Origin of the sequence: Pseudomonas sp. UBA6699, assembly GCF_002454615.1 — a bacterium.
Lineage (GTDB): Bacteria > Pseudomonadota > Gammaproteobacteria > Pseudomonadales > Pseudomonadaceae > Aquipseudomonas > Aquipseudomonas juntendi.
Map to the genome: position 1 here is coordinate 25,606 of NZ_DKJF01000005.1, position 25,824 is coordinate 51,429.

The window sequence follows — 25,824 nt, forward strand, 5'->3', positions numbered from 1 at the left end:
CGCAGGCGCCCCTGCTTTTACAAACAATTCTCACTTTTTTTCAGATTCGCCCTGTCACTTTTCGATTCTCGCTCGGCAAGGATGCAGCAAGCACTTACCCGTCGAGGAACCGCCGCATGTCCCGTGCCGTAGATCGTATCCTGCGCCCCAGCCTGATGGCCCTGGCCATCGGCATGGCCGCGCCGCTGGTCAGCCCTGCCTTGTTCGCCGCCGAGCAGTCCGCGCTGCGCGCCTACAACCTGCCCAGCGCACCGCTGGCCACTGCCCTGAACCAGATCGCCAGCCAGGCCGGTATCGCCCTGGCCCTGGACCCCGCGCTGGTCAGTGGCCGCACCTCGGCGCCGGTCAACGGCCGCTATGACGGCCTCGGCGCCTTGCAGGCAGCGCTGCTGGGCAGCGGCCTGCAATTGCAGCAGAGCAGCGCGGGCAGCTACAGCCTGGTCGCGGTGCCGGAGGGCAGCCTGGCCTTGCCGGAAATCACCGTGAACGCCAACAGCGCCATTGAAACCGCGTGGGGCCCGGTCGACGGCTACCTGGCCCAGCGCACGGCCGCCGGCACCAAGACCGACACCGCCCTGGTCGAAGTCCCACGGTCCATTTCCGTGGCGACCCGCGAGCAGATGAAAGACCGCGGCGTGCATAGCCTCGACGACGCCGTGCGCTATATGCCAGGCATCGTCTCTGCCAGCTTCGGCAGCGACACCCGCTATGACTGGATGCGGGTGCGCGGCTTCGAGCCCACCCAGTTCCTGGATGGCCTGCCGTTGCCACGTGGCGTGTACGCCAACCCGAAAGCCGAAACCTGGAACCTCGACCGCCTGGCGCTGCTGCGCGGCCCGGCCTCTTCGGTCTATGGCCAGACCCCACCCGGCGGCCTGCTGGACATGGTCAGCCGCCGCCCGCAAGCCGAAAGCGCGCATGAAATCGAACTGCAATATGGCAGTGACAACCACCGCCAGATCAACTTCGCCAGCACCGGCAAGATCGATGACGACGGCCGCTTGCTGTATGGCGTGAGCGGTGTGATCCGTGACAGCGGTACGCAGGTCGATCACATCGACAACAAGCGCTACAACATCGCCCCGAGCCTGACCTGGAACGTGGACGAAGATACCTCGCTGACCTTCCTTTCCCAATTCACCCGCGACGATACCGGGGTCACCAGCCAGTTCCGACCGATCCAGGGCACCAAGATCGACATGCCGTTCGGCAAGATCTCGCACCACAAGAACCTGGGTGACCCGAATTACGAATTCTACGACCGTACCTACTACGCGCTGGGCTACGCGTTCGAGCACCGTTTCAACGACGTGTGGCAGTTCCGGCAAAACTTGCGCTATACCAAGTCCGAGCTGTCGTTCCAGACGATCACCGTCAACAGCTACTTGCCGGAGTTCGGTATGGTCGTGGACGACCAAGGCAACGTGGGGCGTAGTACCACCAACGTTGACGAGGACATCAGCCAGTTCGCCGTCGACAACAACTTCCAGGGTGATTTCAGCACAGGCGCCATCAGCCACACCTTGCTGCTCGGCCTGGACCACCAACGTACCAACAACAATTTCCTGACGATCTATGGCGCTGCGCCACCCATCAATGTCAACGACCCAGTCTACGGTTTGCCGATCAGCAGACCCGACCGTTCCACTGCCTACTACGACTACGACCAGAAAACCATTCAGACCGGCCTGTACGTGCAGGACCAAATGGCGCTGGGCAACTGGCGGCTGACCTTGGGTGGTCGGGAGGACTGGGTACACACCGGTACAACGTTCTTCAACAAAGGCGACGCTACCAACACCCAGCGCGACAGTAACTTCAGCGGCAACGCGGCGATCAGTTACGTCTTCGATTCGGGGTTTGTGCCTTACCTGTCCTATGCAGAATCTTTCCAGCCCGCCAGCAAGGCCGATGCGGACCCACTGAAGTCGTTCAAACCAACCGAAGGCAAGCAGTGGGAACTGGGTGTCAAATACCAGCCCCCCGGTTCAAATACGTTGCTCTCGGCCGCAGTGTATGACCTGACTCAAAAGAATGTGCTGGTCACCAGCAACGACGGCAATACCAGTGTCACCAGCCAAACCGGCGAAGTGAAAGTCCGCGGCCTGGAGCTTGAAGCGGTTTCCGACGTTACCGACAACCTGAAGGTAATTGCCGCCTATACCCTGGCCAAATCCGAAGTGCAGGATGGCCAGTTCAAGGGCAACCGCCTGCAACTGATGCCTAACCAGCAGGCCTCGGTGTGGGGCGACTACACCTTCCACTCGGGCGTACTGGACGGCTTCGGCATCGGCCTGGGGGCACGCTACACCGGCAATACCTATGGTGACCAAGGCAACACCTGGCTGGGCAAGGCCAATGCCTACACGGTGTTCGATGCCTCGGTGCATTACGACCTGGGCCGCCTGGACAACAGCCTGAAAGGGGCGTCGGTCGCGCTCAATGCGAACAACCTGCTGGACAAGGACTACCTCTCCACCTGTGACTCGTACTACTGCTACTACGGCGACGAGCGGAGTGTCGTGGCCAGCGCCACCTACAAGTTCTGAGTGAGCCGGGGCCGCGTTGCGGCCCAATCGCCGGCAAGCCAGCCCCCACAGGTAAATCAGGACCCCGAGGACCTGCGCTGACCTGTGGGAGCTGGCTTGCCGGCGATTGGGCTGCGCAGCAGCCCCCTCCAATTCCTCAGGCAAAAAACGGTACCGTGATGAAAAGCCCAACCATCCGCCGCTGGTCAGCGGTCCACACCTGGAGCAGCCTGGTCTGTACCCTGTTCCTGCTGTTGCTCGCCCTCACCGGCCTGCCGCTGATCTTCCACCACGAACTCGAACACCTGCTGGGCGACGCCGCCGAACTGCGCGAAATGCCGCCCGGCACCCCGCACCTCGACCTGCAACAGCTGGTGCTCAAGGCCGAGCAGCACCGCCCCGGCGAGGTCATGCAGTACTTTGGTTATGAAGAAGACCAACCCGACGGCGTGGTGGCCATCACCGCCGCCACCGCCGGTACCGAGCCCAACCTGTCGCACACCTTCATGCTCGACGCCCGCACAGGCGAAGCGGTAGCCATGCCCGCCGCCAACGGTGGCTTCATGATGCTGATGCTGCGCCTGCACGTGGACATGTTCGCCGGCCTGCCGGGCAAGTTGCTGCTGGCCTTCATGGGCGTGCTGTTCGTCGTCGCGATCGTGTCCGGCACCGTGCTGTATGCCCCGTTCATGCGCCGGCTGGGCTTCGCCAGCGTGCGCCACGACAAATCCCGGCGCCTGCGCTGGCTCGACCTGCACAACCTGATCGGCATCGTCACCTTGGCCTGGGCACTGACTGTCGGTGTAACCGGCGTGATCAGCGCCCTGTCCGACCTGGTGATCGCTGCCTGGCGCAACGACAGCCTGGCGGCCATGGTGGCGCCCTACCGCAACGCCCCACCGCTGGGCGAACGCGCTGCGGCCAGCGACCTGCTGGCCATCGCCGAACAGGCCGCCCCCGGCATGCGCCCAGACTTCATCGCCTTCCCCGGTACACGCTTCTCCAGTGAGCACCACTACGCGGTGTTCATGAAAGGTGCCACGCACCTCACTTCGCACCTGCTGACCCCGGTCCTGATCGATGCACGCACGCTGCAAGTGACCGCCGTCGGCGAACGCCCCTGGTACATGGATGCCATGGGCCTGTCGCAACCCCTGCATTTTGGCGACTACGGCGGGCGGCCCATGCAGGTGCTGTGGGCAGCACTGGACGTGCTGACGATCATCGTACTCGGCAGCGGCCTCTACCTGTGGTGGACCAAGCTGCGCAGCAGCAGGGGGGCGCGCCCGTGAGCCACACGTCACGCAGCACCAGGCAGATCTTCGCCTGGCCTGGGCTCATCGCCGCGCTGGGTGCAGCCGGCCTGTTCGCCGCGCTGCTCGGGGACGGCGCCTGGGACGCCCTGGCCTGGCTGGGGCTGGGCATTCCGGCATGGCTCGGGTTCCGTGGGCTGAGCGGCAAATGAGGTAAACAGCTAACACGCCTGGATCAACAGCTGGGACCAAGCTGCACGGCCTGTTCACCGTGGAGCCCGCCATGAGCCTGACACACTTCAAGTCCTTCGATGCGCAATTGAGCGCCCTGCTCACCCCACCCCCAACGCCCGACCCGTCGCTGCCGCTGCTGAACGCACGGCAGCGCTACTTCGCCGACCTTGCGCAGTACTGGCTTGGCACCGCAAGCGGCGAAAGCCGGCAGGCACGCCTGGCTGCGCTGCTGCGCCAGCAACTGCTGGCGCAAATCGCGTTGCGCAGCGATGACCATACGCTGGGTTCGAGCCATGCCGAGCTGGTCACCTGCTGCGCCAACAGGCCGCTGCCCTCGCAGCGCCAGCATTTACCAGCCGCGCAACGGCCGCAGATCTACCGCCCCGTACTGGACATCACCACACCCAATTGGCGTAGCTACCTGCCCGGCACTTTCGTGATCGTCGAAGGCGGGCCCGAGGGCCGCATGCCAGACACCCGCAACACCACCGACTACGCGCTGCTGTGCAGCCTGTCCCATGGCATCGAAGCATTCGATAGCCTTGCCGAGCTGCACCCCGAGCTTTGCGAACGCCTGGACGACGTGCAGCAAAGCCGGCCACTGCTGCGGCACATGAGCAACGAACACGATCGCGACAACGCCCGCAACGCCGAGCGCCTGCGCTATGAATGGTTCAACGAGGACATGATTCAGGCACAGGCTCAGGCCTTGATCGACGGCCAGCACGCCGCGCTGACCCAGGCCTGGCAGGAAGCTGCGCAGCAGGCGGCGGTGGACTGGCCCAAGCTGACAGCGGACCTGGCCGAGGCCGCCGATCTGCTGCCATGGGCCGACAGCCGCTCTGCGCTACAGACACGCTACGGCCTGCTGCTGGAGCGCAACTCGCCAGCCTGGCTGAAAAACGCCTCGGCACAGGGCCTCACGCACATCATGCAAACCCTGCAAGAGCTGGTGATCGCCATCGACAAGGCGGCGGCACCCGGTATCCTGAGCCTTGAGCAATTCGTCGACCGCAATGGCCTGCTCGCCTGGACACGTGAACGCCTGCGCACGCATCTGCGCCAACGTCACCAGCTGGATATCGACCCGCTCGGCGTGTATGTCAGCGTTACCCTGGCCAGGCCCATAGGCCCTGTGTTGCCGCCCAGCATTACCGGCCCCTGGATACCCGTCGCCAGCCGCCCGCAGGTTGGCGACAGCATCGAGCTGGTCCAGCAGACCTACCGCATCGACGAGCTGGCGCTGATCAACGTCAGCTTGCTCGATATCGACTACTGGTTGACGGCGAGGGTGCACGACAAGCAGGGCGTGACCATCGCTGGCGTCAGCCCAAGCCAGGTCAAGCAGCTGGTGCGTGAGCTGGATGTGGGTGAAAGCTACAGCCAATACCTGCGCACCCATTTGCTGACATCGCCGCAGGCACAGTGGCGGCAGGACAGTTATGTCGCCATCAGCCATGCGCGCATGCGCGCTGAAGCGGCCAAGGCGCACTATGCCGGCCACCTTCTCGAAGACCCGTTCGAGCGCGGGTTCGCCTGGATCACCACCTTGCTCGAATACCCGCAAAGCCATGCCCGCCAACAGGCAGACGTAGCGCAACTGAGCGTGCGCCAGTTGCTGATCGGTGGGCATACGCTGCAAGGCATCATGCTGGTCACCCCAGACAGCCCAGGCTTCGCCCGCTTCATCGTCTACACCCCGGACGCCCCGGACCGCCGTGCCTGGCGTGAGTTTCGCAATACCCGGCACATGCTCAAGACCCTGCGCAAACAACCTGCCCTGCGCGATTACCTGAAAGACCGCCTGCCGCTGGCCGACCGTGAGCAAATCGAGCTATGGCTGACCAAAGGCGGCATGGGGCCCCATGTACAACGCCCGACGATCACCGGCGATTTCCAGCAGGCCCGCTACCTCGCGGAAGTGAATGCCATGCTGGCCGCGGTCGATGCCAGCACCAACACCCGGCGGGAACTGCTGACCGAGCTCGGCCTGCGCGGGCTGACGCTCATTCTGGACTTGATCAGCTTCGTGTTGCCCAACCGGGCACTGGTGGCGGTATCGTTGGGGCGTTCGATCCTGTCGGTGATCGATGCGCACAAGGCCTTCAAGCAAGCGCAACGTACGGAGGTACTGAAGCACATCGTCGACGCCTTCACCTACGCCAACGACGCCGTCAACAACCTGGGTGGAACAACCGTGATGCGCCGCGCGTTGCGGGGAATACCCTCGCCTCCACCGCTGAAGTTGCCGCCTTCGGCAAGCGTGAACATCAACCGTGAAAAACTGCGCTACCGCGTGGATGGCATTCACAAAGAAGGTATCTACGAGCAACCCTCGCCGTACCCCGGCATGAGCTTCTACTACATCCGGGATGCCAGCGGGGCTACATACCAGGTCGCTTTCGACGGCTACCGCTGGCGGGTAGTAGACCCGCGCATGCCAGACGCCTATACCAAGGTACCGGTCAAACGCCGCGAAGACGGCGAATGGGTAGTGGACTCTGTGGTGCTGTGGCATGACGGGCTACCCGACTTGCAGGCGCTGTTCAAAGCGTGCCAACTGCCCACGTACCCCGCTGGCGCCGAGCCAACCGACACCGCTGGGCTGTACCGCCTGGGCCGGGAGTACTTTCTGGTGGCAGGCAGCCAGGCGTTGCCGCTGCGCGCGCACTTGCTGGACAACCATTACCATTTGCTGATGCCCGGGCAACCGCACAGCAGGCCCATTGCCTGGGCCATTGTGCGTTGGCAGGGGGACCAGTGGCGCATCCGGGTTCGCCAGCCCGGCCGAAGCAGTGACTGGCTGGCGTTTCCAGACTGTTATTCGGTAAGCCGCGGCAACAGCCCGTCCAACCGCTGATGCAAGGCACTGCCACTTGGCCAGTTGCGCAGCAGCCGTGCCCGGTCGCGGGCATAGGCGGGGGCGAAGCTGAGCTGGGTGGCATGCTGGCACATGGCGTCCAGGTCGATCAGCGACCAGCGCCCGTTGTCCCAGAACAGGTTGTGCCCCTTGAAGTCGCCGTGGCTGATGCGCTCGCGGATCAGCTGCTGCATCACCTGCACCAACGCATCGAGCTGTTCTTGCGGGGCCTCGCCACTTTCCACGTAGGGCGCAAAGCACGCGGTCAGGTCTGGGCCTTCGACATACTCGGTGACCAGGTAGGCACGGCTGCGCAGGCCCAGCACCCGCTGCTCCAGCACCGCCAAGGGGCGTGGCGTGGCGATGTCGAGAAACTCCAGGCGGTGCCCTTCGATCCATGAATGCCAGGCCCGGCTCGGGCGCCAGAAGCGCTTGAGCCAGTGCGCGGTGTTCTTGATGTTGTAGCGTTTGAGCACCAACTGCCGGCCATTCACCTCGATACGCGCCACACTGGCGGCGCCACCGGTCTTGTACAGGTGGCCTTGGTCGATCAAGGCATCGGCCTGTTCCAGCACCGGCAGCATGGCGGCCACCTCGCTGCGGCGAACCGCACGCAAGCCCGACAAGCTGCGCTGTACGCTGAACAGGCTGCATTCGCGCCCGGCCTTTTCCAGGTAGTCCTTCTGCCGCCAGCTGCGCACCTTGTCCACCTGCTTCTGCAAGGCTTCCAGTGGCAGCGCGTGCTCGGCATTGGCCAGCAGGTAATGCACCAGCAACTCTTCGATGAACGGTTCCAGGCGCTTGGGCAACTGGGCGAAGAATACCCCGAGGTTTTCCAGCACCCGCGGGCGCGAGAGTTGCTGGCCAGGGGTTTCGGCCTTGATGCCGGCGCCATCGATCAGGTACAGCTTGCCGGCGTGGCGCAGCAGGTTGTCCAGGTGCAGGTCTTCCTGCCACAGGCCTTTGGCGTGCATGTGCGCCACGGCCGTCAGCGCCTCACCCAGCACCTGCTGCTGCGCGTCGGCCAGCACCGGCAGGTTTTCCACCGCGCCCCAGGCATCGGCCAGGCTTTGGGCACCGTCGAGGAATTCAAACAGCAGCCAGCCACCTTCGCCTTCCCTGAGCCCGTCGGCCAGCAGCCTGGGCGTGGTCAGCCCCTGCCCGGCCAACAGCTTCACGCCCTGCAATTCGCGCTGGAAATGCCGCGCCGCGTTAGCACCCACCAACAACTTGGCCAGTACTGGCGTCCCGCGCCACACACCGGCGCCGACATAGCGCTGGCCCGGTAGCACACGCAACAGGCTGAGCAGCTGCAGGTCAGCGCTGCCGGCGGCATCGGCCAAGGTCAGGGTCAGCGGCAGTGACGGGCTACGCCCGGCAGCCTTGAGTTCAGACAAACGCATCAGCGGGCCTCTTTTTCACGACGGCGTTGCGTCAGGCGTTGCCGCCAGGTGGCGACCAGCGTGCCTTCGGCGGGCTGCGCCAGGTAGCTGGCCAGCAAGGTGCGGACATCCGCCTCGCTCCAGGCCCGGGCGCGGCGTAGCAGCGGCTCCAGGTCTTTGAGGCGGTCACGCATGCCGAACAGCAACGGCCGGGTCTTTTCCAGGTCGATCAGTTGGGCGTCCCACCCCTCGCGGCGCTGGCGCAGAAAGATGTGCTTGGGGTAGAAGCAGCCGTGCACCTGGCCGGCGCCGTGCAGGGTACGCGCCAGCTGGCCGCACGCCTGCAGGATGCCGTTGCGTTCGGCCTCGCCCAACTGCGGCCATTGGCCCAGCAGGCTGTCGAGGTCGGCCCACGCGTCCAGGGCACGAGTCATCAGAATCGCCCGGTGCTGGCCGCCCTGCTTGCGCTCACCGTAGAACACCGCCTGCAAGGCCGGAATGTGCAACTTCTGATAACGGCTGATATTGCGGAATTCGCGGGCGAAGGTTGGCTCGCCAAACGGCCGGTGCAGGGTGCGGGTCAGGTAGTCGCACTGGCGCTTGAGGTAGTACCCCTTGCCTTCGAGCTCCAGGCGGAACACGCTGCTCCAGCCGCCACGGCCGGTGTTGGGCTCGTCCACGGCGTCCAGTTGCAGCGCCCACAGCGCCTCGAAGTCATCCAGCCCATGGCGTTTGAGCAGCGCGAGTTCTGCGCTGGCCAGGTAGTCGGTCATTCCCTTCCCTCGAAAAAGCCCAGCACCTGGCGAATGCGTTTCTTGTCGCGCGCATCAAGCCGTTTACGGTCACGGTACTGCAGGTAGAAACGCAGGCGCTGGGTAGCCGAGAGGTGGTACTTGGCCACCTTGTCGAGGCAGGCCAGGTCTTTGATCAGCCGGTGCCGCCACATGAACCCGCGCCAGAAATCGCCGGTGGGGCAGTCGATGAAGAACAGCGTGCCTTGGTCATCGACCAGCAGGTTGCGCCACTTCAGGTCGTTGTGGGCGAAACGGTGTTCGTGCATCACCCGGGTATGGCGGGCCAACTGGCGGCTGATATGGTCGACCCAGGTGCGATCGGCCAGCCGCGCATCGTTGCGCTCGGCCAGTGCCGACAGGTCTTCGGTGTTGGGCAGCTCGCGGGTGATCATCGCCCCGCGGCCAAAGGCCAGGCCATTGCGCTCAAGGCCCCAGGCCACCACTTCGGCGGTGGGAATGCCCCACTTGGCGAACTGCTTGAGGTTCTGCCATTCGGCCTTGATGCGCGGCCGGCCCAGGTAGCGGCGCATGTGCTTGCCGGCACCGGTGTACCGCTTGACGTAATAGTTGACCCCATCACGCTCGATGCGCACCACCTCGCTGAGCGGGTCGCGGGTCAGGCGTTCGCCTTGAATGGCAAATACCGCATCGAGGCTGCCGAAGTCCGCCGCCAGGTGTTGGTAACCCGGCGCCAGTGTCCAACTCGCCATTAGAGTGCATCCCCATAGCGTTGCTTGCGATCGTAGAGTTTCTGCGCCTTGCGCTCCAGCCAGGCCAGCAGCGCGGCTTCGTCCTTGAGGACTTGCCGCAGCGGGCGCTGGAAGTAAGCGCGCAGGAAGCGCAATTTGTCGCGTTGGGTAAGGCCGATGTCCAGCGCCGAGAAGTACAGCGCCGCCAGGTCCTTGTCACGCCAACGCCGGCTGATTGTCGCCCGGGTTTGCGCGCGGTGCAGGTCGATCACCGACAGTTTGAAATCATCCGCCGTCACCGCGCGGTCAGTGTGCAGCAGGAAGTGGCAGATGTAGCAGTCGCGGTGGTTGACCCCGGCGCGGTGCATGCCGCCGGTCATTTTCGCCACCTCGGCGATCAGCGCATGCTTCAGGCGCGGCTCGGGCGGCTGCCTGGCCCAGTCGATGCTGAAGTCTTCCAGGCTGATGGTCGGCGCCAGCTCTTCGGTGATGATGAACGAATGTTGCGCGGCGGGGTTGCTGCCGCGCTCACCGTAGGCGACCGCGGTCATGGTTGGCACGCCCGCTTCATGCAAACGCTGGATCGCCTGCCACTCCTGGCCGGCACCGAGCACCGGCAGCTTGGCGGTCAGCAGGTTCTTGAAGATCTCGCCCCAGCCGATACCGCGGTGGATCTTGACGAAAAAGCCCTCGCCAGCCACCTCGGTACGCAGCGTGCGGCGGCCTTCGAGTTCGCGGTAGACCTCACCTTGCAGCGCCTCCACGGCGTCGAAGGCATCGCGCCCGGCCCACAGGTGTTTGAAGGGTTCGGCCAGTATCAGCTTCATGCGGTTTTCTGCCCCAGGATCACGTCGGCAGCATGCTGCGGCATGCTGTACAGATCGGCGGTTTCGGCGAATGCCAGTCCGTTGCGCGACCAGCTGGCGCGGGCCTGCGGGTCTTCCAGCATGCACTGCAGGTAGCTGTTGAGCTGGTCCTGCTCGAACGGCTCGTCCAGCACCAGGCCACTGTCGGCCTCGGCAATGTAATGGGCATAGCCGCACACCCTGGACACCAGCACCGGCAAACCGGCCACCAGCGCTTCGAGCAGCACTGTACCGGTGTTTTCGTTGTACGCCGGGTGAATCAGCACGTCGGCACCCAGCAGAAAGCGCGGGATGTCGCTACGGCCCTTGAGGAACTGCACCTGGTCGCCCAGGCCCAGGGTAGCGCTTTGCAGCTGGAATACCTTGGGGTCGTCCTGGCCGATGACCATCAACCGGGTGCGCTTGCGCAGCGCCGACGGCAGTGCCGCCAGCGCCTTGAGGCTGCGGTCCACGCCCTTGGTCTTGAAGCCCGAGCCGATCTGCACCAGCAGCAGGTCACCCTCGCCCAGGTTGAACTCCTTGCGGAACTCGGCGCGAATCTCGGCGGCATTGGCCGGCGCGCGGCGGTCCTGGGAAATGCCCGGCGGCAACAGGTGGAAGCGCTCCAGCGGAGTGCCGTAATGCTTGATGAACAGCGGCTGCTGCACTTCGGAAATCATCAGCACTTCGGTATGCGCGTCCTTGGCGAACACCGCACGCTCGTACTCGGCAAAGTGCCGGTAGCGGCCCCAACGGCGGTACAGGCCGCCACGCAGGGTTTGCGCCTTGTCCTCGAAGCAGCCGTCGGCGGCGTAGTACACGTCCAGCCCCGGCATCTTGTTGAAGCCGATCAGGCGGTCGACCGGGCGCTTGGCCAGGTCGGCGGCCATCCAGGCACTGAGCTTCTCGTTGCGCCGGTGGTTGAAGACCGCCTTGACCGGCGCCACCAGCACCTCGAAGCCTGGAGGAATGTCGCCCTCCCAGATCAACGTGTACACACGGATCTGGTGGCCGCGCTTCTGGCACTCCAGGGCAATGCGCATGAAGTCGCGTTGCAGCCCGCCAAAGGGGAAATATTTGTAAAGTACGAAAGCCAGTTGCATCAACGGACATCCTCAGCCAGCAGCAACGCGCTCAAGCGGCTCGCCACATGCTCGGGATTCAGGCGAGTGAAGCACAGTGGCCACTCGCGTTTGAGATCGAACCGGGCCAGGTCATCGGCGCTCGGTTTGTAGGTGCACTTCTTCTGCAGGCAGGGCGCGCAGGGCCAGTCACTGGCCTGGTGAATCTGGGTCCGTCCGTAGGCGCCGGTCAGGCCCGGGTTGGTCGGGCCGAATAACGAAATGGTCGGCACATCGAGTGCCGCGGCCAGGTGGCCCAGGCCGGTATCGACCGCCACGCAGGCCTTTGCCGCTGCCAGCACGCGGGCCACACCGGCAAGGTTCAATTTGGGGAGCACCTGGCAATTGTTCAAGCCTTGGGCAATGCGCTCGGCCCGCGCCTTCTCCGCCGGGTTGCCCCACGGCAGGCGCACCTCCAGCTTGCGCCGGCCCATGCGCTCGGCCAGTTCGCGCCAATAGGCTTCCGGCCAGTGCTTGGTCGCCCAGGTGGTGCCATGCAGGAACACGACATAGGGCGCCGCTGGCGGCAGTTGCAGGCGCTCGAGGTCCAGGCCGTAGTTGCCGATGCCTTCGGGCAGGTCGTAGGCCAGGGCCATGGCGAACAGCTGGCGCACCCGCTCGACCGCATGCTGGCCGGTAGCAACCGACAGGCGCCGGTCATAAAAGCGGCTGGCCCAGCCTTCACGGGCCGAATAGCGGTCCAGGCCAGCCACCGGGGCCTTCACGTAGCGGGTGAGCCAGGCCGACTTGACCAGGCCCTGGGCGTCGATCACCAGGTCGTACTTGCGCGCGCGTAAGCGCTGCTTGAAGGCCTTCCATTCGCCGCTCTTGAGGGTTTGCCAAAGGTTCTTGCGCCAGCGGCGGATGGCCACCGGGATGACCTGGTCGACCGCCGGGTGCCAGCTGGGGATTTCGGCGAAGCCTTCTTCCACCACCCAGTCGAACCGGATGCCCGGGAGCGCATGGGCGGCATCGGTCAGTGCCGGCAGGGTATGGATCACGTCACCCAGGGATGAGGTCTTGATGATCAGTACCCGCACTTAGTCGACCTCGGCCACGGCATCGATCAGGTCCGGCCCGCTCAGGCTATGCAGGGCGGCGATGACTTTACCGGGCTCCAGCAGGCGCAGGCAGTTGTAGTGGCCGAAGCGGCAGGTGCGGTCAAAGCAGGGGCTGCACTCGATACCGGTGCGCACCACTTCCACCTGTTCGGCCAGCGGTGGGGTGAAGCCGGGCGAGGTGGAGCCATATACGGCCACCAGCGGACGGTTGAGCGCAGCCGCCACGTGCATCAGCCCCGAGTCGTTGGACACCACGGCCTGCGCGCACGACATCAGGTCAATAGCCTCGGCCAGCGAGGTTTCACCAGCCAGGTTGGCCGACTCTTCGCGCAACCCCGGGATCAGCCGGTCGCGGATCTGCTCGCCCACCGGGTGGTCGTTTTTCGAGCCGAACAGCCATACCTGCCAGCCCTGGCGGATCATCGCATCCGCCACGGCGGCATAGTGTTCGGCCGGCCAGCGCTTGGCCTCGCCAAACTCGGCACCGGGGCACAGCGCCAGTACCGGGCGGTCGAGCTCCAGGCCGAACTTGGCCAAGGCGGCCTCGCGGCTCTGGGCTTCGATTTGCAGGTGCGGGCGCGGGTACGGTTGCGGCAATTCGGCACCAGGGGCGTAGGCCAGGGCCATGAAACGCTCGATCATCAGCGGGTAGCGGGCCTTGTCCAGCTTGCGCACGTCATTGAGCAGGCCGAAACGCATTTCGCCGCGCCAACCGGTGCGCTTGGGAATGCCGGCGAAGAAGGGGACCAGCGCCGACTTCAACGAGTTGGGCAGCAGGATGGCCTGGTCGTATTGGCCGGCCAGGGACTTGCCGATACGCCGCCGCGTGGCCAGCTCCAGTGCGCCGTGGCCGAGCGGAAAGCTCAAGGCCTGGCGCACTTCGGGCATGCGTTCGAGGATCGGCCGGCTCCACTCGGGTGCCAGCACGTCGATCACGCAGTCGGGGTGCTGCTGTTTCATGCACTGGAACAGGGTCTGCGCCATCACCATGTCGCCGACCCAGCTGGGGCCAATGATCAGTATTCTCATGCTTAGTCCAGAAACGCTCGGGGAGGCTACAGGCTGCGGTTCAGCCTGGCCTCCCCTCTTTATATTCAGGCTATGTGGCGGACAGTGTACCACCGGTGGTGAAGCATGAGCCTTTGGGGCTGCTTTGCAGCCCATCGCGACACAAGGCCGCTCCTACAAGGGAATGCGTTCTCCTGTAGGAGCGGCCTTGTGTCGCGATGGGCCGCAACGCGGCCCCAACATTCTCAAGTCAAACCCAGCTCACCCCAGATCCGCCGCACCTCACGGCGTTCATCGGCAAACTGCGCCGCATCGATCACCCCGGCCTGTTTCTGCAGGGCCTGGCGGTGCGAGGCCGAGCGGAACGCCTTGTACACTTCACGCAACAGCACCGCGTCACTGGCTGGCAGCAAACCTGCCTGCTCCAGCTCTTCCAGAATGCGGATGTTATCGGTCCATCGGAGTATGGCCGGGTGCTCGTGGCCCCAGGCCAAAGCGGCGTATTGCACCATAAATTCAATATCGACGATACCGCCGGCATCCTGCTTGATATCGAACGGCATGCCAGCCTCGAAGGCATTGGCTGCAGTCCCGGCGGCGGTGGCCTTGGTGCCCAGGTTGTCACGCATCTTGGCGCGCATTTCGCTCACTTCGCTGCGCAGCTTCCCAAGGTCACGGGCCTGGCCCAGCACCTTGGCGCGAACACCCTCGAACGCAGCCCCCACCTGCTTGCAACCGACCAGCACACGGGCCCGCACCAGGGCCTGGTGCTCCCAGGTCCAGGCTTCGTTCTGCTGGTAGCGCTCGAAGGCCCCCAGCGAACTGACCAGCAGGCCCGAAGCCCCCGACGGGCGCAGGCGCATGTCCACCTCATACAGCTGGCCCGAGTTGGTTTGGGTGGTCAGCAGGTGAATGATGCGTTGGCCAAGGCGGGTAAAGAACTGCGCACTGTCGATCGGCTTGGCCCCGTCGGTTTCCGCCTGCGGGTCGCCATCGTGGATGAACACCAGGTCCAGGTCCGAGCCGTGGCCCAGTTCCAGCCCACCCATCTTGCCGTAGCCGATGATGATGAACCCTGGGTCGCACAGGCTGCCGTCACTGCGCTTGGGCTGACCGTGGCGGGCCACGGTCTGGCGCCAGGCCAGCGCCAGCACCTGGTCAAGAATGGCCTCGGCCAGCCAGGTCAGGTAGTCGCTGACCTTCATCAAGGGCAGGTTGCCGCTGATTTCCGAGGCCGCCACGCGCAGGCTGTGGGCCAGCTTGAAATGGCGCAGCGCCTCCATCTGCTGCTCAAGGTCGTCTTCGGGGATGCGCGTCAGGCGCTCGCGCAGCTCGCTGGCCAGCTCTGGCGCCAGTGGGGGGCTGAACAGGCGGCCCTCATTGAGCAACTCATCGAGCAGCAGCGGGTAGCGGGCCATCTGCTCGGCGATCCAGGGGCTGGCGGCGCACAGGGTCAACAGTTGGCGCAATGCACCCGGGTTTTCCGTCAGCAGCACCAGGTAGGCCGAACGCCGCGCCACCGCCTCTACCAGCGGCAATACCCGCTCGAGTACCAGGTCGGGGTTGTCGTGCTCCACCGCTTGCGCCAGCAAGCGTGGAATAAAGGCATCCAGGCGCTCACGCCCGATGCGTTGCATGGAGCGCAGCTGCGGGCTTGAGCGCAACGCGGCCAGGCGCCGCAAAGCGTCCACAGGCGCCTTGAAGCCGGCCTCCTCCAGTTGGCGACCAGCCGCTTCCTCGTCCTGGGCCTGCTCCCACAGCGGCGACCACTCACCGCCCACCACCAACTCGCCTTCACCGTCTTCATCGTCCGGGTCGGCAATGACCTGGCGGAAATGCCAGTCGATGCGGCCACGCCAGTACGTCAGCTGGTCGTGGAAGCTCTGCCAGTCGGCAAAGCCAAGCATGAAGGCGACCCGCGCCTGATCGGTCTCGCCCTCGGGCAGCATCTGAGTCTGGCGGTCGGCGATGGCCTGGATGGCGTGCTCGGTATAACGCAGGAACTCATAGCCTTCGCGCAGCTCAGCCACCACTGCCGGCGGCAGGTAGCCCTGGCCTTCGAGGGTGGCCAGCACCTTGAGCAACGGCCGCTGCTGCAGGCTGAGGTCACGCCCACCGTGGATCAGCTGGAACGCCTGGGCGATGAACTCGACCTCACGAATGCCGCCAGCACCGAGCTTGATGTTGTCGGCCATGCCCTTGCGCCGGACTTCCTGCTGGATCAACTGCTTCATGGTGCGCAGCGCTTCGATGGCGGAAAAGTCCAGGTAGCGGCGGTACACGAACGGGCGCAGCATTTCCTGCAACTGCGCGCCAGCAGCCTGATCGCCGGCCACCACCCGAGCCTTGATCATGGCGTAGCGTTCCCAGTCGCGCCCCTGGTCCTGGTAATACTGCTCCAGGGCATTGAAGCTGAGCACCAGGGCCCCGGCAGAGCCGTAAGGGCGCAACCGCATGTCGACGCGGAACACGAAGCCGTCGACGGTCACCGGGTCCAATGCCTTGATCAGGCGCTGGCCCAGGCGGGTAAAGAACTCCTGGTTGTCCAGCGAGCGCTTGACCCCTTCGGTTTCACCGCCCTCGGGGAAACCGAAGATCAGGTCGATGTCCGAGGACAGGTTGAGTTCGACCGCGCCCAGCTTGCCCATGCCCAGCACAACCATGTGCTGCGGCTGGCCACTGCGGTTGCCGATGGGCGTCCCGAATTGCTGGCAGTGGCGCGGGTAAAGCCATTGGTAGGCTTCGTCGATGCAGGCATCGGCCAGGTCCGACAGGTCGCGGCAGGTTTCGCCAAGTTCCGCCTGGCGGGTAATGTCACGCCAGATGATGCGCACTTGCTGCCGATTGCGCGCGCGGCGCAGGTTGCGCGCCAGTTCCTCTTCGCTTTGCGCCGCCTGCGCCGCCGCGGCAATTTGCCCGCGCAGCTCCCCCGGGGCATAGCGCCGTTCCAGCTCACCGCTGGCCAGCAGGGCAAACAGCATGGCCGGGTCGCGCTGGGCCACGCCCAGCACGAAGTCGCTGGCCGCGGCCACCTGGTCGAACTGGTGCCGCTGGGCTGCACTGCAATCGTTCAGGTCCAGTTCGGGGTGAGCCGCCACGGCATCGCGCAGGAACTGCTGGTTGCGAGAAACCAGCGGCTGCAAGCTGGCAGGCAGATCGGAGGGCAAAGGTAGGCGCATGGTCTATCCTTGATCGGCGTGAAATAGAGAGAAAAAAGCGGCCAAAGGGAAGCCGGACCACGGTTGGACTGTCGTACAAAAGTTGGAAATAGCTGAAAAAAATGCAAAATTGGCAACAAACATCAAGAAACACCCGTTCGCGACACAATGCCAACCAACATGAACGTTTTTCCTCACAAGCCAACGTGCGACCAAACGTCGCACAATTGTAGTTTTACTACTACTCGTGTCGTGTAAAAGCATGAAATGCGCAAGCAAATGTAGTAAAACTACAACGCGCCGGACGACACCCCGGTAATCCAAGAATTCACGACGTCTGCCCATAAGGCCAGTCGCAATCTCAGGCAATCGATTCTGGTTGCCTTTCCGCCCTGGAGCAAGCCATGCAAGACCTCGATCCAATCGAAACCCAGGAATGGCTGGATGCCCTGGAGTCGGTCCTCGACAAAGAAGGCGAAGACCGCGCTCATTACCTGATGACCCGTATGGGCGAGCTGGCCACCCGTAGTGGTTCCCAGCTGCCGTATGCGATCACCACGCCATACCGCAACACCATCCCTGTCACCCACGAAGCACGCATGCCTGGCGACCTGTTCATGGAACGCCGCATTCGCTCGATGGTGCGTTGGAACGCCCTGGCCATGGTCATGCGTACCAACCTGAAAGACTCGGACCTGGGCGGACACATCTCCAGCTTCGCCTCCAGCGCCACCCTGTACGACATCGGCTTCAACTACTTCTTCCAGGCCCCGACCGAAGAACATGGCGGCGACCTGATCTTCTTCCAGGGCCACGCCTCCCCAGGCATCTATGCCCGCGCCTTCATGGAAGGCCGCATCAGCGAAGAACAGATGAACAACTTCCGCCAGGAAGTGGACGGCAACGGCCTGTCTTCGTACCCTCACCCATGGCTGATGCCTGACTTCTGGCAGTTCCCGACCGTTTCGATGGGTCTGGGCCCGATCCAGGCCATCTACCAGGCCCGCTTCATGAAGTACCTGGAAGCGCGCGGCTTCATCCCTGCCGGCAAGCAGAAAGTCTGGTGCTTCATGGGCGACGGCGAGTGCGACGAGCCGGAATCGCTGGGTGCAATCGCCCTGGCCGGCCGCGAGAAGCTGGACAACCTGATCTTCGTCATCAACTGCAACCTGCAGCGCCTCGACGGCCCGGTTCGCGGCAACGGCAAGATCATCCAGGAACTCGAAGGTGTGTTCCGTGGCGGTGGCTGGAACGTCAACAAAGTCGTCTGGGGCCGCTTCTGGGACCCACTGCTGGCCAAGGACACCAACGGTGCCCTGCAGCGCCGCATGGACGAAGTCATCGACGGCGAGTACCAGAACTACAAAGCCAAAGACGGCGCGTACGTTCGTGAGAACTTCTTCAACACCCCGGAACTCAAGGCCATGGTCGAAGACCTGTCCGACGACGAGATCTGGAAGCTCAACCGTGGCGGCCACGACCCGTACAAGGTCTACGCGGCTTACCACCAGGCGGTGAACCACAAAGAGCAGCCGACCGTCATCCTGGCCAAGACCATCAAGGGTTACGGTACCGGTGCCGGCGAAGCCAAGAACACCGCGCACAACACCAAGAAGGTCGACGTCGACAGCCTGCGTCACTTCCGTGACCGCTTCGACATCCCGGTCAAGGATGCCGACCTCGAGAACCTGCCGTTCTACAAGCCCGAAGAAGGTTCTGCCGAAGCCAAGTACCTGGCCGAGCGCCGTGCTGCCCTGGGCGGTTTCGTGCCTCAGCGCCGGGCCAAGAGCTTCAGCGTGCCAACCCCGCCACTGGAAACGCTGAAAGCGATCCTGGACGGCTCGGGCGACCGCGAAATCTCCACCACCATGGCCTTCGTGCGTATTCTGGCGCAGCTGGTCAAGGACAAGGACATCGGCCAGCGCATCGTGCCGATCATCCCGGACGAAGCCCGTACCTTCGGTATGGAAGGCATGTTCCGCCAGCTGGGTATCTACTCGTCGGTCGGCCAGCTCTACGAGCCAGTCGACAAAGACCAGGTGATGTTCTACCGCGAGGACAAGAAGGGCCAGATCCTGGAAGAAGGCATCAACGAAGCCGGCGCCATGTCGTCGTTCATCGCTGCCGGTACCTCGTACAGCTGCCACAACCAGCCGATGCTGCCGTTCTACATCTTCTACTCGATGTTCGGCTTCCAGCGTATCGGCGACCTGGCCTGGGCCGCTGGCGACAGCCGCACCCGTGGCTTCCTGATCGGCGGTACTGCCGGCCGTACCACCCTCAACGGTGAAGGCCTGCAGCACGAAGACGGTCACAGCCACATGATGGCGGGCACCATCCCGAACTGCCGCACCTACGATCCAACCTACGGCTACGAGCTGGCGGTGATCATCCAGGACGGCATGAAGAAGATGACCGAAGAGCAACAGGACATCTTCTACTACATCACCGTGATGAACGAATCCTACCAGCAGCCAGCCATGCCGGCCGGTGTCGAGGAAGGCATCATCAAGGGCATGTACCTGCTCGAAGAAGACACCCGCGAAGCGGCACACCACGTACAGCTGATGGGCTCCGGCACTATCCTGCGCGAAGTGCGCGAGGCGGCGAAGATCCTGCGTGAAGAGTTCAACGTCGGCGCCGACGTGTGGAGCGTCACCAGCTTCAACGAACTGCGTCGCGACGGCCTGGCCGTAGAGCGCGCCAACCGCCTGAAGCCTGGCCAGAAGTCACAAGAGACCTACGTCGAGCAGTGCCTGGCCGGTCGCAAAGGCCCGGTCATTGCCTCTACCGACTACATGAAGCTGTTCGCCGAGCAGATTCGCCAGTGGGTACCGAGCAAAGAGTTCAAGGTCCTGGGTACCGACGGTTACGGTCGCAGCGACAGCCGCAAGAAGCTGCGTCACTTCTTCGAAGTTGACCGCCACTTCGTGGTGCTGGCTGCCCTGGAAGCCCTGGCTGACCGTGGCGAGATCGAACCCAAGGTTGTTGCAGACGCTATCGTCAAGTTCGGCATCGACCCGGACAAGCGCAACCCACTGGACTGCTGAGGAGTATTTTTAAGTGAGCGAACTCATTCGCGTACCTGACATCGGCAGCGGTGAAGGTGAAATCATCGAGCTGTTCGTCAAGGTCGGTGACCGTATCGAGGCTGACCAGAGCCTGCTGACCCTGGAGTCCGACAAGGCCTCCATGGAAATCCCGTCGCCGGCTGCCGGCGTGGTCGAAGAAGTCCTGTGCAAGCTGGAAGACGAAGTCGGCACTGGCGACCTGATCTTCAAGCTGAAGGTCGCTGGCGCAGCACCTGCTGCTGCCCCGGCACCTGCCGCCGCTGCCCCGGCCAAGGCTGAGGCTGCCCCGGCTGCCGCACCTGCTGCGGCCGCCCCGGCGGCAGCCCCTGCGCCGGCCACCACCGCGCCTGCTGCCGGTAGCAACGCCAAGGTCCACGCAGGCCCGGCGGTGCGCCAACTGGCCCGTGAATTCGGTGTCGACCTGGGCGCAGTCGCGGCCACCGGCCCGCACGGCCGCATCCTGAAGGAAGACGTGCAGGTCTACGTCAAAGCGATGATGCAAAAGGCATCGAGCGCCCCGGCAGCTGCCGGCGCGACCGGTGGCGCCGGCATCCCGCCGATCCCTGCCGTGGACTTCAGCAAGTTCGGTGAAGTGGAAGAAGTGGCCCTGACCCGCCTGATGCAGGTCGGTGCCGCCAACCTGCACCGCAGCTGGCTGAACGTGCCGCACGTGACCCAGTTCGACTCCGCCGACATCACCGAGCTGGAAGCCTTCCGCGTGGCGCAGAAGGCCGTGGCCGAAAAGGCTGGCGTGAAGCTGACCGTGCTGCCACTGCTGCTCAAGGCCTGCGCATTCCTGCTCAAGGAACTGCCAGACTTCAACAGCTCGCTGGCGCCAAGCGGCAAGGCCATCATCCGCAAGAAGTACGTGCACATCGGCTTCGCCGTGGACACCCCGGACGGCCTGCTGGTCCCTGTGATCAAGAACGTCGACCAGAAGAGCCTTCTGCAACTGGCTGCCGAAGCTGCGGCACTGGCTGAAAAAGCCCGTACCAAGAAGCTCTCGGCGGACGAGATGCAGGGTGCCTGCTTCACCATCTCCAGCCTCGGCCACATTGGCGGCACCGGCTTCACGCCGATCGTCAACGCGCCGGAAGTGGCGATCCTTGGCGTGTCCAAGGCAACCATGCAGCCGGTCTGGGATGGCAAGGCCTTCCAGCCCAAGCTGATGCTGCCACTGTCGCTGTCCTACGATCACCGTGTGATCAACGGCGCTGCCGCCGCGCGCTTCACCAAGCGCCTGGGCGACGTGCTGGGCGACATCCGCACCATGCTGCTGTAAGGCGGCCCACTGCCCCTGCATGCAGGGGCAGTTCCTTTTTCGAGCTGCCACGCTCGTACCTCAACCCCGTCGATTGGCGGGGCTTTTTTTGCCCGCTGAACAAGCACGCCAAACTACAGATTCCGGCCAGGCCGCCGATAACCCCTACACGGCATCACACATGGCTGCTTGCCAGCCCTCGGCACATGATGCAACCTTGCCAGACCCGCAGCGGCCCTACGCAGCATTCCCTCTTCAAGCGAGTCTTCGATGAAAAGCCAACCCGATGCCGCCAGCCGTGTGGCGGCCGAGGTCGTCACGCCGTTACCCGTGCCCTCGCGGCTGGGCATGCTGCGTTTCGAACGGCTCAACGAAGCCAGCTGGGCCATGCTTTACCTGGACCCAGCCTGCGAGCGGCAGTTCGGCCTGCATGCCGGCACCTTGTGCGCACAGTTCGATGCGCCCTACGCCAGCCTGATGGAGCCCGAGGCACGCTACCGCCTGCACGACGAGATCCAGCAGCAACTGGCCCAGCGCGGTTACTACCGGGTGCGCTATACCCTGCATACGCCCAATACCGCACTGCGCCTGCTGGAGGCGGGTGAAGCCTACAAGCAGCACAACCGCCTGCTGCTGCGTGGCTACCTGAGCGTACTCGACGACCAGCCGCACGACGCCGCCGAGCAGGATGCCAACGACCTGGAGTCGCGCAACAACCGCCTGCAGCTGGCCCTGCAACTGAACCAGCGCGCCCAGCAGGAGCAACTTGAGCACCTGGAACGCGTGCGCGGCCAGCAGGACCTGATCCTGCGTTTGGCCCGCCAACGTTACAGTGCCGAAAACTCGCTGCTGGAAGCCGCCCAGCTGATCACCCAGAGCGCTTGCGAAATCTACAACGTCGACAGCGCCAGCATCTGGCACCTGGAAGACCAGCGCCTGGAGCCGATCACCGCGTGGAAACGCGACACCCAGGAACACCGCCGCCCCGAAGCCATCGACGCCAGCCGTTTCCCGGACTACCTCGACGCGCTGCACGCCAGCCGCGCCATCGATGCCCATAACGCCGGCCATGACCCGCGCACCCGTGAGCTGGCACGAAGTCTGTGCCCGGAAAACAAGGCCATGCTCGACGCCAGCATTCGTGTCGACGGCCAGGTGGTGGGTGTGCTGTGCCTGGAACAGACCGGCCAGCCGCGGGCCTGGCAGTCGGATGAAATCGCCTTCGCCGGCGAACTGGCCGACCAGTTCGCCCAGGTCATCACCAACCACAACCGCCGCGCTGCAGCCAACGCGCTGCACCTGTTCCAGCGTGCGGTCGAACAAAGCGCCAGCGCGTTCCTGCTGGTCAACCGCGATGGCCGGGTGGAGTACGTCAACCCAAGCTTTACCGCCATTACCCAGTACAGCACCGACGAAGTACAAGGCCACCACCTCGGCGAGCTGCCGGCGCTGGAAAACCTCAATGAGTTGTTGTTCGACTCACCGTCGAGCCTGGCCATGGGCAACAGCTGGCAAGGCGAATTCAAGAGCCGGCGCAAGAACCTCGAGCCCTACTGGGGGCAGCTGTCGATTTCCAAGGTGTACGGCGACAACCGTGAGCTGACCCACTACATCGGCATCTATGAAGACATCACCCAGACCAAACTGGCGCAGCAGCGCATCGAACGCCTGGCGTACACCGACAACCTGACCAACCTGGGCAACCGCCCGGCGTTCATTCGCAGCCTGGATGAGCGCTTTGCCCGCAACGGCGAACACTCGATGTGCCTGCTGCTGGTAGACATCGACAACTTCAAGCGCATCAACGACAGCCTTGGGCATCAGACCGGCGACAAGCTGCTCATCAGCCTGGCCCGGCGCCTGCGCAACAGCCTGCACAGCGGCGGTATCCTGGCACGCTTTGCCAGCAACGAGTTCGCCGTGCTGCTGGACAACACCATCCTGGAAGATGGCCAGGGCGTGGCCCTGCAGTTGCTGCGTACCCTCGACAAGCCGATGTTCGTCGACAACCAGTTGATCAACGTTACCGCCTCGGTCGGCCTGGCCTATGCACCCTTGCATGGCAGCGACCCGGCCAGCCTGATGAAGAACGCCGGCCTGGCGCTGCACAAGGCCAAGGCCAACGGCAAGCACCAGGTGCAGGTGTTCACCGAAGTGCTCAATGCCGAGGCCAGCTACAAGCTGTTCGTCGAGAACAACCTGCGGCGCGCACTGACCCAGAACGAGCTGGAGGTGTTCTACCAGCCCAAGCTGTGCCTGCGCAGCGGTCGCCTGCTGGGCCTGGAGGCGCTGCTGCGCTGGAACCACCCCGAGCGCGGCATGATCCGCCCGGACCAGTTCATCAGCGTGGCCGAGGAAACCGGCCTGATCATCCCCATTGGCAAGTGGGTCGTGCGCCAGTCCTGCCGCATGAGCCAGGAATTGAGCGCCGCTGGCATGGGTAACCTGCATGTGGCCATCAACCTGTCGCCCAAGCAGTTTTCCGACCCGGACCTGGTGGCGTCGATCAGCAGCATCCTCAAGGAAGAAGCCCTGCCCCCGCACCTGCTGGAGCTGGAGCTGACCGAAGGCTTGCTGCTGGAAGCCAGCGAAGACACCCACCGCCAGCTGGAGGAACTCAAGGCCCTGGGGCTGACCCTGGCCATGGACGACTTCGGCACCGGCTACTCGTCGCTGAGCTACCTCAAGAAGTTTCCGATCGACATCCTCAAGATCGACCGTAGCTTCATCAACGAGATCCCCGACAACCAGGACGACATGGAAATCACCTCGGCAGTGATCGCCATGGCCCACAACCTGAAGCTGAAGGTGGTGGCCGAGGGCATCGAAACCCCGGAGCAGTTGGCATTCTTGCGCAGGCACCGGTGTGATGTGGGCCAGGGCTACCTGTTCGACCGGCCGATCCCGGGGCGCGAGCTGGCCGAGCGGTTGAAGCGCTATCCGCGTGGACCGGTGGCCTGACAGCGGCGTAAACCTCGGGCACTATAGAAGCCATTCGGGCCCCTTCGCGGGCACGCCCACTCCCACAGGTTCCCCACAACGTTCATCCTGTGGGAGCGGGCATGCCCGCGAAAGCCCCAACACCTATCCAACTGATTAAACACAGAGGAACGGCTATGGTCCTGCGTTCGGAAATCCTGGTGAACAAAAACGTCATGCCTACCGCGGAACAGGCCCTGCCTGGCCGCGAAACGCCAATGAGCCTGCCCGAGTTCCACTACGTCTTCAAGGACACCCCATTGCTCGGCCCGTTCTTCGAAGGCAGCATCGACTTCGCCATCTTCGGCCTGGGCTGCTTCTGGGGTGCCGAGCGCCGTTTCTGGCAGCGCGAAGGGGTGGTCAGCACCGTGGTGGGCTACGCCGGCGGCTTTACCCCGAACCCAACCTACGAAGAGGTCTGCTCGGGCCTGACCGGCCACACCGAAGTGGTGCTGGTGGTGTTCGACAAGGACAAGGTCAGCTACCGCGAACTGCTGGCGATGTTCTGGGAGCTGCACAACCCGACCCAGGGCATGCGCCAGGGTAACGATGTCGGTACCCAATACCGCTCGGCCATCTACTGCACCAGCCCGGAACAGCTGGAACAGGCCAAGGCCAGCCGTGACGCCTTCCAGGCCGAGCTGAGCAAGGCCGGGTTCGGCGAAATCACCACCGAAATCGATCAGGCACCGACGGTGTATTTCGCCGAGGCTTACCACCAGCAGTACCTTGCCAAGAACCCGGACGGCTATTGCGGCATCGGCGGTACCGGCGTGTGCCTGCCACCCAGCCTGCAAGGTAACTGAAGCATGAGCACGATGACGCTGTTCCACTCGCCCTTGTCACCGTTCGTGCGCAAAGTGATGGTTGTGCTGCACGAAACCGGCCAGTTGCAGCGGGTGCAGCTGCAGCCGGTCAACATCAGCCCGGTGAGCGGCGACCCGCAGCTGAACCAGGGCAACCCGATCGGCAAGATCCCGGCGCTGCGCCTGGAGGACGGCACCGTGCTGCACGACAGCCGGGTGATCTGCGAGTACCTCGACCAGCAGCACGTCGGCCTGCCGCTGCTGCCACGCGAAGGCTCGGCGCGCTGGCGGCGCCTGACGCTGGTGTCGCAGGCCGATGCGGTCCTGGATGCAGCGGTATCGTGCCGTTATGAAAGCTTCCTGCGGCCTGAAGACAAGCGCTGGGACGGTTGGCTGCAGGCGCAGGGCGACAAGATTCGCCGTAGCCTGGCCAACCTGGAGCAGGAGCATTTGCCTGAGCTGATGTCCGGGTTCGACCTGGCGGCGATAGGCGTGGCCTGTGCGCTGGGGTATCTGGACCTGCGTCAGCCCGAGTTCGGCTGGCGCGAGCACCAGCCCGGGCTGGCCGCGTGGTATGCCGAGGTGAGCAAGCGGCCGTCGATGGTCGCCACTTCTCCGCAGGCCTGAAGGGCCTCTTCGCGGGCACGCCCGCTCCCACAGGGACATCACAGTATTCGAGAGCTGTGCAGTACCTGTGGGAGCGGGCATGCCCGCGAATGCCTCACCGGAATCCCACAGGAAACAACTGCCCAATCCTGACCCAATCAGCGCCGA

At 64.1% G+C, this 25,824-nt stretch carries 16 protein-coding genes and 1 pseudogene; 9 read left to right on the forward strand and 8 right to left on the reverse strand.

All coding sequences use genetic code 11. The features are described 5' to 3' along the window. The first annotated feature begins 116 nt into the window (after positions 1 to 116). The 4 genes from B3361_RS00900 (at position 117) to B3361_RS00915 (ending at position 6,875) form a co-directional block, all read left to right on the forward strand. Positions 117 to 2,549, forward strand: a complete 2,433-nt coding sequence (locus tag B3361_RS00900; protein WP_054904273.1) for a TonB-dependent siderophore receptor — start codon at positions 117 to 119, stop codon at positions 2,547 to 2,549. 158 nt (positions 2,550 to 2,707) lie between these two features. Next, positions 2,708 to 3,820 (forward strand): PepSY-associated TM helix domain-containing protein, encoded by a 1,113-nt coding sequence (locus B3361_RS00905; RefSeq protein ID WP_009683341.1) that lies wholly within the window; start codon positions 2,708 to 2,710, stop codon positions 3,818 to 3,820. Next, a complete protein-coding gene (locus B3361_RS00910; protein WP_009683340.1) occupies positions 3,817 to 3,993 on the forward strand; it encodes a hypothetical protein in 177 nt (58 codons plus the stop codon). Before B3361_RS00905 ends, B3361_RS00910 begins: the two co-directional genes overlap by 4 nt. 71 nt (positions 3,994 to 4,064) lie before the next feature. After that, positions 4,065 to 6,875, forward strand: a complete 2,811-nt coding sequence (locus B3361_RS00915) for a dermonecrotic toxin domain-containing protein (protein ID WP_286920039.1) — start codon at positions 4,065 to 4,067, stop codon at positions 6,873 to 6,875. Here the strand turns inward: B3361_RS00915 and B3361_RS00920 are convergent. From B3361_RS00920 to glnE, 8 genes are all read right to left on the reverse strand, one after another. Continuing rightward, positions 6,836 to 8,278, reverse strand: a complete 1,443-nt coding sequence (locus B3361_RS00920) for a lipopolysaccharide kinase InaA family protein (protein WP_054904275.1) — start codon at positions 8,276 to 8,278, stop codon at positions 6,836 to 6,838. The genes B3361_RS00915 and B3361_RS00920 overlap by 40 nt on opposite strands. Further along, positions 8,278 to 9,030, reverse strand: coding sequence for a lipopolysaccharide kinase InaA family protein (locus B3361_RS00925; protein ID WP_054904276.1), 753 nt, complete (start codon positions 9,028 to 9,030; stop codon positions 8,278 to 8,280). The genes B3361_RS00920 and B3361_RS00925 overlap by 1 nt, the downstream gene beginning before the upstream one ends. Continuing rightward, on the reverse strand, positions 9,027 to 9,761 hold the full coding sequence (locus tag B3361_RS00930) for a lipopolysaccharide kinase InaA family protein (RefSeq protein WP_054904277.1): 735 nt from the start codon (positions 9,759 to 9,761) through the stop codon (positions 9,027 to 9,029). Before B3361_RS00930 ends, B3361_RS00925 begins: the two co-directional genes overlap by 4 nt. After that, positions 9,761 to 10,567, reverse strand: coding sequence for a lipopolysaccharide core heptose(I) kinase RfaP (gene rfaP, locus B3361_RS00935; RefSeq protein ID WP_054904278.1), 807 nt, complete (start codon positions 10,565 to 10,567; stop codon positions 9,761 to 9,763). Before rfaP ends, B3361_RS00930 begins: the two co-directional genes overlap by 1 nt. Further along, complete coding sequence (locus B3361_RS00940) at positions 10,564 to 11,688, reverse strand: glycosyltransferase family 4 protein (protein WP_286920040.1); 1,125 nt, start codon at positions 11,686 to 11,688, stop codon at positions 10,564 to 10,566. The genes rfaP and B3361_RS00940 overlap by 4 nt, the downstream gene beginning before the upstream one ends. Continuing rightward, the gene (gene waaC / locus B3361_RS00945) at positions 11,688 to 12,746 is read right to left on the reverse strand and encodes a lipopolysaccharide heptosyltransferase I (RefSeq protein WP_029885035.1); all 1,059 of its coding nucleotides are present in this window, start codon (positions 12,744 to 12,746) and stop codon (positions 11,688 to 11,690) included. Before waaC ends, B3361_RS00940 begins: the two co-directional genes overlap by 1 nt. After that, entirely contained in the window at positions 12,747 to 13,796 is a 1,050-nt protein-coding gene (gene waaF / locus B3361_RS00950; protein ID WP_054904280.1) for a lipopolysaccharide heptosyltransferase II, read from the reverse strand. It abuts the gene before it with no gap. Positions 13,797 to 14,020: 224 nt separating this feature from the next. Then, positions 14,021 to 16,954: a bifunctional [glutamate--ammonia ligase]-adenylyl-L-tyrosine phosphorylase/[glutamate--ammonia-ligase] adenylyltransferase gene (gene glnE, locus B3361_RS00955; protein WP_054904281.1), complete on the reverse strand. Its 2,934-nt coding sequence runs from the start codon at positions 16,952 to 16,954 to the stop codon at positions 14,021 to 14,023. Positions 16,955 to 17,337: 383 nt separating this feature from the next. Here glnE and aceE point away from each other — a divergent pair, with 383 nt between their 5' ends. The 5 genes and pseudogenes from aceE to B3361_RS00980 all read left to right on the forward strand — a co-directional run bounded on the left by aceE (position 17,338) and on the right by B3361_RS00980 (position 25,677). After that, entirely contained in the window at positions 17,338 to 19,983 is a 2,646-nt protein-coding gene (gene aceE, locus B3361_RS00960; protein ID WP_286920041.1) for a pyruvate dehydrogenase (acetyl-transferring), homodimeric type, read from the forward strand. Between the two features lie 25 nt (positions 19,984 to 20,008). Beyond that, a pseudogene (aceF, locus tag B3361_RS00965) lies at positions 20,009 to 21,286 on the forward strand (dihydrolipoyllysine-residue acetyltransferase); the annotation flags it as partial. Between the two features lie 249 nt (positions 21,287 to 21,535). Then, a complete protein-coding gene (locus tag B3361_RS00970; protein WP_054904283.1) occupies positions 21,536 to 24,226 on the forward strand; it encodes a putative bifunctional diguanylate cyclase/phosphodiesterase in 2,691 nt (896 codons plus the stop codon). A 155-nt stretch (positions 24,227 to 24,381) separates the two neighbouring features. Further along, the gene (gene msrA, locus B3361_RS00975) at positions 24,382 to 25,050 is read left to right on the forward strand and encodes a peptide-methionine (S)-S-oxide reductase MsrA (RefSeq protein ID WP_054904284.1); all 669 of its coding nucleotides are present in this window, start codon (positions 24,382 to 24,384) and stop codon (positions 25,048 to 25,050) included. Positions 25,051 to 25,053: 3 nt separating this feature from the next. After that, positions 25,054 to 25,677, forward strand: coding sequence for a glutathione S-transferase (locus B3361_RS00980; RefSeq protein WP_054904285.1), 624 nt, complete (start codon positions 25,054 to 25,056; stop codon positions 25,675 to 25,677). The last annotated feature ends 147 nt before the right edge of the window (positions 25,678 to 25,824 follow it).